At 76.2% G+C, this 11219-nt stretch carries 10 protein-coding genes and 1 pseudogene; 7 read left to right on the forward strand and 4 right to left on the reverse strand.

Going from position 1 to position 11219, the window contains the following annotated elements:
- Positions 1-312: 312 nt before the first annotated feature.
- Together ABZ923_RS26940 and ABZ923_RS26945 are read right to left on the reverse strand one after the other, a co-directional pair.
- Positions 313-906: pseudogene (locus ABZ923_RS26940) on the reverse strand (twin-arginine translocation signal domain-containing protein); the annotation flags it as partial.
- A 214-nt stretch (positions 907-1120) separates the two neighbouring features.
- Positions 1121-1762, reverse strand: coding sequence for a nucleoside/nucleotide kinase family protein (locus ABZ923_RS26945; RefSeq protein WP_361476303.1), 642 nt, complete (start codon positions 1760-1762; stop codon positions 1121-1123).
- Between the two features lie 85 nt (positions 1763-1847).
- Between ABZ923_RS26945 and ABZ923_RS26950 the strand changes: the two genes are divergently transcribed.
- Entirely contained in the window at positions 1848-2588 is a 741-nt protein-coding gene (locus ABZ923_RS26950) for a beta-phosphoglucomutase family hydrolase (RefSeq protein WP_361476305.1), read from the forward strand.
- On the forward strand, positions 2585-4939 hold the full coding sequence (locus ABZ923_RS26955; protein ID WP_361476307.1) for a glycosyl hydrolase family 65 protein: 2355 nt from the start codon (positions 2585-2587) through the stop codon (positions 4937-4939). The genes ABZ923_RS26950 and ABZ923_RS26955 overlap by 4 nt, the downstream gene beginning before the upstream one ends.
- Positions 4940-5221: 282 nt before the next feature.
- Here the strand turns inward: ABZ923_RS26955 and ABZ923_RS26960 are convergent, their stop codons facing one another.
- Complete coding sequence (locus tag ABZ923_RS26960; RefSeq protein ID WP_361476309.1) at positions 5222-6115, reverse strand: M48 family metalloprotease; 894 nt, start codon at positions 6113-6115, stop codon at positions 5222-5224.
- A gap of 41 nt (positions 6116-6156) precedes the next feature.
- Positions 6157-6540 (reverse strand): BlaI/MecI/CopY family transcriptional regulator, encoded by a 384-nt coding sequence (locus ABZ923_RS26965; RefSeq protein ID WP_361476311.1) that lies wholly within the window; start codon positions 6538-6540, stop codon positions 6157-6159.
- A gap of 161 nt (positions 6541-6701) precedes the next feature.
- Here ABZ923_RS26965 and ABZ923_RS26970 point away from each other — a divergent pair, with 161 nt between their 5' ends.
- The 5 genes from ABZ923_RS26970 to ABZ923_RS26990 all read left to right on the forward strand — a co-directional run bounded on the left by ABZ923_RS26970 (position 6702) and on the right by ABZ923_RS26990 (position 11082).
- The gene (locus ABZ923_RS26970; protein ID WP_361476313.1) at positions 6702-8270 is read left to right on the forward strand and encodes a hypothetical protein; all 1569 of its coding nucleotides are present in this window, start codon (positions 6702-6704) and stop codon (positions 8268-8270) included.
- Positions 8267-9214 carry a lysylphosphatidylglycerol synthase domain-containing protein gene (locus tag ABZ923_RS26975; RefSeq protein WP_361476315.1) on the forward strand — a complete coding sequence of 316 codons (948 nt, stop codon included), beginning with the start codon at positions 8267-8269 and terminating at the stop codon, positions 9212-9214. Before ABZ923_RS26970 ends, ABZ923_RS26975 begins: the two co-directional genes overlap by 4 nt.
- A gap of 72 nt (positions 9215-9286) precedes the next feature.
- Positions 9287-10141, forward strand: coding sequence for a proteasome subunit beta (gene prcB / locus ABZ923_RS26980; protein WP_361476317.1), 855 nt, complete (start codon positions 9287-9289; stop codon positions 10139-10141).
- Positions 10142-10261: 120 nt separating this feature from the next.
- Positions 10262-10447: a hypothetical protein gene (locus tag ABZ923_RS26985; RefSeq protein ID WP_361476319.1), complete on the forward strand. Its 186-nt coding sequence runs from the start codon at positions 10262-10264 to the stop codon at positions 10445-10447.
- 146 nt (positions 10448-10593) lie between these two features.
- Positions 10594-11082: a DUF5709 domain-containing protein gene (locus ABZ923_RS26990; protein WP_361476321.1), complete on the forward strand. Its 489-nt coding sequence runs from the start codon at positions 10594-10596 to the stop codon at positions 11080-11082.
- The last annotated feature ends 137 nt before the right edge of the window (positions 11083-11219 follow it).

The raw sequence follows: 11219 nt of genomic DNA on the forward strand, positions 1-11219 counted from the left end.
GAGGGCGCGGAGGCCGGATCATGGCCCCACTGTCGCACCGCTCCCGCCGCCGCGGACGTCACCGCCGCTCGAGTCGTACCGACAGACCTTCTGCCGTGTACACGGGTACGGCCCGCAGCGCGTCGGAGTTCACCTCGATCCGGTCGAACCACCCGGTCAGCCGGGGCGCGTCCAGGACGGGCAGACGTGCCGCCCGCCGCCGGCGGCCGCTCGGGGTCCAGCCGCAGCGCCGGCGCCGCCGAGCACGACCCGGCGCCCGGCCGTCAGCGGGGCCTGGCCGCCGGCCCGCACGGTGACCGGTGCCCGCCTGCCGGCGTACTGGGCCGGGTTGCCCGAGGCGTACGGGCCGCGCACGGTGTCGACCAGCTCGGCGACCTTGCCCAGCCCCGAGTCGTGCGCGCCCGCGCCGAGGGCCGATCCCGCGGGGGCGCCTGCGGGCACCGCGTCGCCGACGGTGGTCGCGGGGGTGCCCTCGGGTGCGCTCGGGATCGACGTGACCGCCCTGGCGCCCGCCCGGTACACCTCGGCGAGCGGGCCGAGGCCGACGATCACGGCGTAGCTCTGCTGCCGGCGGTCGTACACGAACGCCTCCGCGGCCTGGGCGGCGGTGCGTCCGGCGGTGATCCGCGCGCAGTGGCGCAGGCCGGCGCGGAGGATGTCGGGCCGTAGCGGCATGCCGGTGTGCCACGCCGAGCCGGTCCTCCACAGCCGGCCGAAGCCCCAGGGTGTCGGTCCGGTAGTCGTCCACGAACGCGGCCGGCGCGGTCGCGGCCTTCGCGTCGGCCGCCGGCGGCCAGGCGGCGACGGCCGGCACGGCGAGCACCCCCCCACCGACGCGGCCGGCGAGGTGGTGAGGAACCCACGCCGGTTGAGAACGGGGGTGCGGTGCCCGGCGGTTGACGGCATGCCTGTGCCTCTCGGAGAGCGAGCCCGGGAACGGCCGTGCCGCTGTGCGAAGTTGTGCGGTCCCGGGGGAAACGGCGGGGCGGGAAGGTGAACGGGTGCAGGTCCAGGGCCGGTTCGTGTCCGGCCGCGGAGGACCCGGCGGCCGGCGGGTGCGGCGGGCGAACGCGCGGCCCGCGGCGCACAGAACCGGACGCCGCCCCCCGCACCCCGCGCGTCAGCGCAGCACGCCGGCCGGCACCACCAGGTCCGCGCGCTCCCGTGTCGTCGCGACCAGGTCGGCGTTGCGCTGGTCGGTGCCCAGCACCCAGGACACGGCCGCCGCGCGCTCCTTGCCGAACTCCTCGTGCCGGGCGACCAGCCGGCGGATCCGCTCGTCCTCGTCGGTCTCGCAGAACCACACCTCGTCCAGGCACGGCCGCACCCGTGCCCAGGAACCCTCCCGCAGCAGAAGGTAGTTGCCCTCGGTCACCACCAGCCGGACCTCGGGCGGCACCGGGATCATGCCGGCGAGCGGCTGCTCCAGCACCCGCTCGAACCCCGGCGCGTACACCACCTCGCCGGTCTCCTCGCGCAGTCGCCGCAGCAGTGCCGCGTACCCGCCCGCGTCGAAGGTGTCCGGCGCGCCCTTGCGCCCGCGGCGACCCAGCCGGTCCAGTTCGGCGTCGGCGAGGTGGAAGCCGTCCATGGGCACATGGGCCACCCAGGGCGGCCCGTCGCCGTTCAGGGCGGCCACCAGGCGCTCGGCCAGTGTCGTCTTGCCCGCGCCGGGGCTGCCCGCGATGCCGAGCAGGGCACGCCGGCCGCCGCGGGGCAGGGCGCGGGCGCGGTGGAGGAGGTCGTCGAAGGTCAGCGGCACACAGCAGAGTGTGTCACCGCCCGCCCGCGCGGCATGTGGCGTGCGCCACCCACTGGAGCGCTCCGGACGGGGAACAGTCCTGAGTATGACTCAGCTCGGTCTGCCCGACAGCATCCAGGCCTGTCTCTTCGACCTCGACGGGGTCGTCACCCGGACCGCCGTCGTGCACGCGGCGGCCTGGAAGGAGACGTTCGACGCGTTCCTGCGCGACTACCAGGGCGAACAGGGACGGCCGTTCGACGCCGGCGCCGACTACGACGAGTACGTCGACGGCCGCCCCCGCGCCGACGGCGTCCGCTCCTTCCTGGCCTCGCGCGGCATCCGGCTGCCCGAGGGCGACCCCGGCGACCCGCCGGACGCCCGGACCGTCCACGGCCTCGGCAACCGCAAGAACGAGCTGCTGCTGGAGAAGATCCGCACCGGGGGAGTGGAGGCGTACGAGGGCACCCTGCGGTACCTGGAGGCGGTGCGCGCCGCGGGGCTGCGCACCGCGATCGTCTCCTCCAGCGCCAACTGCCGGGACGTACTGCGCTCCGTCGGCGCCGAGCACTTCTTCGACGTCCGGATCGACGGTGTGGTGGCCGCCGAGCGGGACCTGCCGGGCAAGCCGCACCCCGACACCTTCCTCGCCGCCGCCCGCGACCTGGGCGTCGAGGCGTCCCGCGCGGCCGTCTTCGAGGACGCGCTGGCCGGCATGGACGCGGGCCGCGCGGGCGGCTTCGGGTACGTCGTCGGCGTGGACCGGGCCGGCCAGACCGACGCGCTGTACGCACACGGCGCCGACACCGTGGTGAAGGACCTCGCCGAACTGGGAGGCAAGCAGTGATCACCGACCGCTCGTACGCCGTCGAGCCGTGGACCGTCCGCGAGACCGCCCTCGACCTCGATGTCCTCGCCCAGAGCGAGTCGGTGTTCGCCCTGTCCAACGGGCACGTCGGCTGGCGCGGCAACCTCGACGAGGGTGAACCGCACGGCCTGCCCGGCAGCTACCTCAACGGCGTCCACGAGGTGCACCCGCTGCCGTACGCGGAGGCCGGCTACGGCTACCCGGAGTCCGGGCAGACCGTCATCGACGTCACCAACGGCAAGATCGTGCGTCTGCTCGTGGACGACGAGCCGTTCGACCTGCGCTACGGCCGGCTCGTCTCCCACGAACGCGTCCTGGACCTGCGCCGCGGGGTGCTGGAGCGGACCTGCGAGTGGACCTCGCCGGCCGGCTCGACGGTCCGGGTGCGCTCCACCCGGCTGGTGTCGCTGACCCAGCGGGCGGTGGCCGCCGTCGCCTACGAGGTGGAGGCCGTCGGCAGCCGCAGCCGGGTGGTGATCCAGTCGGAGCTGGTCGCCAACGAGAGCCTGCCCGAGCCCGACGGCGACCCGCGCGCGGCGCGGGCGCTGAAGTCCCCGCTGGAGCAGGAGGACCACTTCGCCTCCGGCACCCGGCTGCGGCTGGTCCACCGCACCCGGCGCAGCGGCCTGCGGGTCGCCGTGGCCGCCGACCACACCGTCACCGGTCCCGAGCGGACCACCACCCGCAGCGAGAGCGGCATCGACGTCGCCCGGCTGACCGTCACCTCCGTCCTGGAGCCCGGACAGAAATTGCGCCTAGAGAAGCTGGTCGCGCACGGCTGGTCCGGCACCCGGTCGCTGCCCGCGATGGCCGACCAGGTCGACGCCGCGCTCGCCGCCGCCGGCCACGACGGCTGGCAGGGCCTGGTCGACGACCAGCGGGCCTGCCTGGACGACTTCTGGGCCCGGGCGGACGTCGAGGTGGAGGGCGACGAGGAGATCCAGCAGGCCGTACGGTTCGCGCTGTTCCACGTCCTGCAGGCCGGCGCCCGCGCCGAGCAGCGCGCCATCCCGGCGAAGGGCCTGACCGGCTCCGGCTACGACGGGCACGCCTTCTGGGACACCGAGATGTTCGTGCTGCCCGTGCTCACCCACACCGCGCCCCAGGCCGTCGCCGAGGCGCTGCGCTGGCGGTACAACACCCTGGACGAGGCCCGGGAACGCGCGGCCCAGCTGGGGCTCGCCGGGGCCGCGTTCCCCTGGCGGACCATCGCCGGCCCGGAGGGCTCCGCGTACTGGCCGGCCGGCACCGCCGCCTTCCACGTGAACGCCGGCATAGCCGACGCCGTCGTCCGGTACGTCGAGGCCACCGGCGACACCGCCTTCGAGCGGGAGACCGGCGTGGAGCTGCTGGTGGAGACCGCCCGGCTGTGGCGGTCGCTGGGCCACCACGACCGGCACGGCGTCTTCCACCTCGACGGCGTCACCGGGCCCGACGAGTACAGCGCGGTCGCCGACGACAACACGTACACCAACCTGATGGCCCGGCAGAACCTGCTGGCCGCGGCCGACGCCGCGGAACGCCATCCGCGTGAGGCGCGGCGGCTGGGCGTGGACGAGGAGGAGAGCGCGGCCTGGCGGGACGCCGCCGGCGCGATGCACGTGCCCTACAACGAGGAGCTGGGCGTCCACGAGCAGCACGCCGGCTTCACCCGCTACCAGCGCTGGGACTTCGACGGCACCCGTCCCGACCAGTACCCGCTGCTGCTGCACTTCCCCTACTTCGACCTGTACCGCAAACAGGTCGTCAAGCAGGCCGACCTGGTGCTGGCCATGTACACCTGCGGCGACTGGTTCGAGCAGCGGTGCGACGAGGAGCAGATCGCCCGGAACTTCGCCTACTACGAGCCGCTGACCGTCCGCGACTCGTCCCTGTCCGCCTGCTGCCAGGCCGTCATGGCCGCCCGGACGGGCCACCTGGACCTCGCCTACGCCTACACGTCCGAGGCCGCCCTGATGGACCTCCAGGACCTGGAGCACAACACCCGCGACGGGCTGCACATCGCCTCGCTCGCCGGCACCTGGATGGCGCTGGTCGCGGGCTTCGGCGGGATGCGCCGCGACGGTGAGCGGTTGCGGTTCGCACCCCGCCTGCCCGAGCGGCTGCGCCGGCTCGCCTTCCACGTCCAGTTCCGCGGGCGCCGGCTGCGCGTGGACATCGGCGCGGACAAGGTGACGTACGCGCTGCTGGACGGCCCGCCGCTCCGGCTCAGCCACCACGGCGAGCCCCTCACCGTCGGCACCGACGAGCCCGCCGTACGGCCCATACCCCCGGCGCCCCGCCGCCCCGCCCCCGAACAGCCACCGCACCGCGTCCCGAACACCGCCTGAACGACCACCGCTCAGCCGGGGCTGCCCGGGAGGTCGCCGGTCGCGTCGGTGGCGGGTAGTGCCGGGAGGGCGCCGGGGGCGACGGCGGCGGGCCGCGGGCATGGGGGCGGGCCGCCGCGCTGGGTCCGAAGCGGCGGTGAGCGGCTGTCGTTCACTTGAGACGCCCAGAGGTCGCCGGTCGCGTCGGTCGCGAGCAGCGTCGGAAGGGCGCGAGGGGGCGGCGGCGGGCCACAGGTACGGAGGCGGGCCGCCGTGCCGGAACCGCGGCTGCGTGGCTGTCGTTCAGGCGAGGATGCCGGACAGCAGTCCCAGGAGGTCGCCGGTCGCGTCGGCGGCGAGCAATGTGGGGAGGGCGCCGAGGGCGAGGACGGTGACGGCGGCGGGCCACAGGCGCGGGGGCGGAGCGGTCTGCAGGGCCGCGATGCGGCGGGTGACGGCCCGGTCGGTGAACTGCAGGGCGCAGACCGGGGCGGCGCGGCCCGCGGTGAGCGCGGCCCGGGCCAGCGCACGCGCGGTCACCCGCCGGTCCCCGACCGCGGTCGCCGCCCGCTCGTCGGCCCAGCGCTCCACCAGGAAGAGGACCGCCGTGCGCACCGGGCCCAGCAGCGGGTCGGCCGCAGCGGCGAGCGTCACCGCCGTCACCACCAGCCCGTGCCGGTGCGTGAGATGGGCCCGCTCGTGCGCGAGGAGCACCCGCCGTTCGGCGGGTTCCAGCGCGCCCAGCATCGCCGAGGTCACCAGGATCCGCCCCGGCCGGCCGGGGATCGCGAACGCCCGCGGCACCTCGGAGGCGGCGACGATCAGCTCGGTGTCCCCCGGCTGCCCCGCGGCGAGCCGCCGCAGCGCCCGCCGCGTACCCCGCTCGGCCCGCACGGCCCGGCGTAGCCGCAGGGCGACGACCGCCAGCGCCAGGCACGCGGCGAGCCCGATCGCCTCCGGCACCGGATCGGTGAACGGACGCCCGTTCTCCCGGGCCTCGCGCACCAGCGGCGGCACGTCCCCCAGCAGCGCGGCGGCCAGAAGGACGAGCGACCACACGGTGGCCGCCGCCGTCAGCACGGCGGCCGGGGCCAGCACGCGCGCTGCGAGCGCCGGCTCGGCCCGCCGGGCGAGCACGGGAGCGAGCGCCGACAGCAGTGCCGACAGCACCAGCGGGGCGTACACGGCGAACCTCATGCGCCGTACCTCACGCGTCGCTTCCGTTCATGGGCCCGGCCTCACGCGCCGCCTCCGGCGAGCAACTCGCGCAGCGCCCGCTCCTCCTCGGTGCTCAGCCCGGTCACGAACTGCTGGAGCGCGGCGATCGGGTCCGGTCCCCGGTCCAGGGCCTCGTGCATCGCCTGCGCGGTCAGCTCCGCGGCGTTCTTGGCCGGCCGGTACGCGCCGCGCCGCCCGTCGGCGTCCCGCAGCACCAGCCCCTTGTCGTACAGGCGTTTGAGGATCGTGTGGACCGTGTTGTACGCGAGTCCGCCCCCGATCTCATGCTGGATCTCGGCCGGTGTCAGCGGCCGCTCGGTGCCCCAGAGCGCGGCCAGCACCTCGCTCTCCAGCGCCCCGGCGCTGCGCCGCTCCGCTCTGCCGCGGGACCCTGTGCCAGCCATGTCCCAACCTTACAGCGCGTAGGGCCGTCGGCCGGATGGCCCCGTCGGCCGGGCACCGCCGGGTGCTCCGGGTTAGGTTGGGCCGTGTTCCCCGGGCTCCGGCCCTACAGGCCGTAGGGTGACAGCGAGCCCTACAACCTGTAGGGGACAGAGGGGTGGTCATGGCCGGCAGTGCGCACGCGACACTCGACACGGCGAGCCGCGCGCGTGCGCGGCTCGCGTCCGCCGGTCCGTCACGCGCCGCCTGGCCGCTCGTGGCCGTCGCCGCGGCCTTCACCCTGGCCCAACTGCTCCTGGTCCGGCCGGGCATGGGCCTCGGCTGGGACGAGACGGTGTACGTCAGCCAGGTCAGCGGCCACGCCCCCGCGTCCTTCTTCAGCGCACCCCGCGCGCGGGGCATCTCCCTGCTGGTCGCCCCCGTCGCGGCCTGGTCGTCGTCCACCGCCCTGCTGCGGGTCTACCTCGCCCTGCTCTCCGGCCTCGCCCTCTACCTGGCCCTGCGCGCCTGGCGCGGACTGTTCCCCGCCCGCGTCCTCGCCCTCGGCGGCGCCCTGTTCGCCTCCCTGTGGGTGACCCTGTTCTACGGCCCCCAGGCCATGCCCAACTACTGGGTCGCCGTCGGCGCCCTGGCCGCCGCCGGCTGCTTCCTGCGCTCCCGCACCCGGCCCGGCGCCCTGTGGGGCCTGGCGGGCAGCGCGGCGCTCATGGCGTGGATGCGGCCGGTGGACGCGGTCTGGGCGACGCTTCCCCTGCTCGTCCTCGGCCTGGCGCGCCACCGCCGGCGCGCCCTGCCCGCCCTGCTCACCGGGCTCGCCGCCGGCGCCGCCGAGTGGGTGATCGAGGCGTACGTCAGCTACGGCGGCCTGGCGCGGCGGCTCGCCGACGGCTCGGCGATCCAGGGCGGCCTCGGCTGGCACATCGCCGTCGTGGACCAGCTGCGCAGCCTGGGCGGACGCACACTGTGCCGGCCCTGCACCGGCGCTCTGCCGCACCCGCTGCTCACCCTCTGGTGGTTCACCCTGCCCCTGCTCGCCGCGCTCGCCCTCGCCGTCGCCGTCCGCACCCGGCGCACGACGGCCACGGCACTCCCGCTCGGCTGCGCGGCGACCGCCGCCTTCCCCTACCTCTTCCTGATCGGCTACGCGGCCCCCCGCTTCCTCCTGCCGGCCTACGCCCTGCTCGCCCTCCCGGTCGCGGACGCCCTCCTCCACCTGATGACCGCCCCGCCCCGGGCACCCCGCCGGCCCCGGCGCTCCACCCCGCGCACCGCCCCCCTCCTGGCCCCGCACCTGCCCCGGCGCCCGGCCCTGCCCCCGGCCCCGCCCCGGGCCGTCCGGCCGGTCGCCGTGGTGCTGGTCTGCGCCGGGCTCGCCGCCCACCTCGCGGTGCAGCTCGCCGTGCTCCTGCACACCGTGGGCAACGCCACCGCCGCCCACCGGGAGTGGGCGCGCACCGCGGACGCCCTGCACCGCAACGGTGTACGCCCGCCCTGCCTGGTCGCCGGTCACGAGGCCCTGCCGACCGCGTTCGCCGCCGGCTGCGGCTCCGTCGCGACGACCGGGCCCAACGCCAACACCACCGAGGACGAGATCGCCGGGGCCGCGCGGCGCACACCGGTCGCCGTGCTGGTGCCGCCCGGCTCCGCGCCGCCCGGCTACGCCCGCGACTGGCCCTCCGTCCCCGCCGGAACGGTCCGGATCTACTACGCCGTACCGGGCGCCGGCTCATGACGGCGCCCGCCGAACTCACCACCTCCCTCGGCCGCCGGCACGCCCGCTGGCAGGCGGGCGTCTGCCTCGCCGTCCTGCTCGGCGCGGTGTACCTGGCCCGCCGGCACTGGCCCGCCGTCGAGAGCGGGGCCGGGCGGCTGGCGGTCGCCGACCAGGGCTGGCTGCTGGTCGGCGCGGCGGCGGCCATGGGCACCTGGGCGGCCTCCGCGCTCGCCCAGCAGGGCGCCGTCGTCCCGCGGCTGCCCGGGCCCCGGCTGGTCGCGGCCCAGTTCGCCGCCTCCGCCGCCAACCACCTGCTGCCCGCGGGGCTCGGCGCGGGCGCGGTGAACCTGCGGTTCCTGATGCGCTGCGGGCTGCCGGCCGGACGCGCGGCCGGCGCGCTCGCCGTCAAGGCCACCGCCGGCGCCACCGCCCGCCTGACGCTGATCGCGCTGCTCGCCCCGGCCTGCCCGGGCCTGCTGCGCGTCCCGCGCATCTCCCCGACGGCGGTCGCCGTCGCCGTGGGCGCCGCCGTCCTCGCGGCGGTCCTGCTCGCCAGCCCCCTGTGGCCGCGCTGCCGGCGGCCGCTCGCCGCCGTCCTGGCCGACATCCGCGCGCTGCACGCCTGCCCGGTGCGCGCGGCGGCCCTGTGGGGCGGTTCCGTGGCCTTCGCCCTGCTGCACGCCCTGGTCCTCGTCGCCGTCACCCGGGCCGTCGGCCTGCCTCTCGCCCCGCTCCAGGTCGCCCTGCTGTACCTCGCCGCCAGCAGCGCCGCCGCCCTGCTGCCCACCCCGGGCGGATTCGGCTCGCTGGACGCCGCGCTGGCCCTCGCGTTCACGGCCGCCGGCACCCCCGGCGCCGCCGCCGCGTCCGCGGTGCTCGGCTACCGGCTGCTGACCGTGTGGCTGCCGCTGCTCCCCGGCCTGCTGGTGCTCGGGGTGCTGGTGCGCCGCAAGGCCCTGTGAGCACCGGGGAGTTTCCCGCGCGCCCGGGTCAGGTAGGAGACGGGTACTGCCGGCGGCACCGGAGGGGGAGTCATGCAGGGGAACGACAGCGCGGGACTGCCGGACGCGGCCTTCTTCACACCGGGGTCGTCGTCCTTCACCGAGTTCCTGGCCGCGCACCGCCCCCGGCTGCTGCCGACCGCGCCCCCGCTGCCGGCCGGCGCCCGGGTCGCGCCCGACCGGTTCCCGCACGGCACCACCGTGCTCGCCCTGACCTACCGCGACGGCGTGCTGATCGCCGGGGACCGCCGGGCCACCATGGGCAACCTCATCGCCCAACGCGACCTGGAGAAGGTGCACCCCGCCGACGACCACACGGCCGTCGCCTTCGCCGGCACCGTCGGCCTCGCCCTGGACATGGTGCGGCTCTACCAGGTCGAACTGACCCACTTCGAGAAGGTGGAAGGCGTCCCGATGACCCTCGGGGCCAAGGCCGCCCGTCTGGCGGCCATGATCCGGCAGAACCTCGCCCAGGCCATGCAGGGTCTCGTCGTCGTCCCCCTGCTCGTCGGCTACGACCTCACCGCACCCGGCGGCGGACGCGGCCGGATCTTCAGCTTCGACGCGGCCGGCGGGCTGTACGAGAAGCGGCACTTCCACGCCGAGGGCAGCGGCTCCCCGTACGCCCGCGGCGCGCTGAAGAAGCTGTACCGTCCGGACCTGACCCGCCGGGAGGCGGCCCTCGCCGCGCTCCAGGCGCTGTACGACGCGGCGGACGACGACTCGGCCACCGGCGGCCCCGACCTGAACCGCCGCATCTTCCCCGTCGTCTCCGTCATCACCGAGGACGGCTTCGAGCGGCTGCCGGAGCCGGAGACCGAGGAACTCAGCCGGGAGACGGTCCGGCAGCGCGCCGGCCGCCCGGACGGACCCCACGCCCCGGCCTGATCCGGCTTTCCCTGCTCATGGGGAAGGCCTGCCGCACCCTTTACTGCACACAGGTTGCAGGTACGCAGTGATGGCACAAGGCTGTGGAGGGCAGCCGCACCACCGAAGGAAACGCCCCCCGTGACGGCCGCCCCTGATTCCGCTCCGCCCCTCCCCGCTCGGACCGGGGCACCGCCCTCGGCCCGGCACCGCGTCCGCGGCTCCGTGACGCGGCAGGAGCGGATCAGGGCCGACGGGACGGCCGGCTCCGTGCCCGCCCCGCACGTCATCCGTCCCGCCGGCTGGGCCGTCGCCCTGCCGGTGTGAAGAGGCGCGCCGCATCGAGGAGCGGTGGAGGGCACCGGGGCGGCCGGGCGGCCCGCGGACCGATCCGGCCGGGCGCCGACGGGGTTAATGCTCCGGCCACGGGAAACGCGGACCTGGACCGTCCGAGAACCCCGCAGGAGGCGACCATGAGCGACCAGCAGTCCGAGCAGACCCCCATGGCGGACGACGTCTACCAGCCCACGGGCACCAACGAGGAACAGGAGGACGCCGGGCCCCTGGACCTGCAGGACGCGGTCGGCGAACGCACCTACGACGACATGCTCGACGAGGGCTACTCCCCACCCGAACGCCCCCTGGGCGTCACCCGGCACGGCACCACCGCCGCGGAGCAGCAGGCCGGCGAGACCCTGGACGAACGGCTCGGCCAGGAGGTCCCGGACGTGACCGCACCGCCCGGCGATGACGTCGGCGACCTGCCCGGCGGCGAGGGCGAGCCGGTCGACCCCGAGGCCGGCGGGTCCCGCGCCGGACGTCTCGTCGCCCCGGACGAGGGCGCCCACACCGACACCACCAAGGAAGAGGTCGCCCGGGACGTGGGCATCGACGGGGGAGCGGCCGGGGCGGAGGAGGCCGCGATGCACGTGGTACCGGACGAGACGGAACTGCCGGAGTAGGCGGACCACCGCGGGCGGCCGGCAGGGCGCCGCGCACACACCACCGGCCGGGCGTGGTCGCCGAGCCCCCCGAGGCCGCCTCCATGCCGACGCTGGCCCAGCTCACCACCGCCGAGCAGCGGTGGGCCGACCGGGAG

This window comes from Streptomyces sp. NPDC046881, assembly GCF_040645015.1.
In the GTDB taxonomy this organism is placed as follows: domain Bacteria; phylum Actinomycetota; class Actinomycetes; order Streptomycetales; family Streptomycetaceae; genus Streptomyces.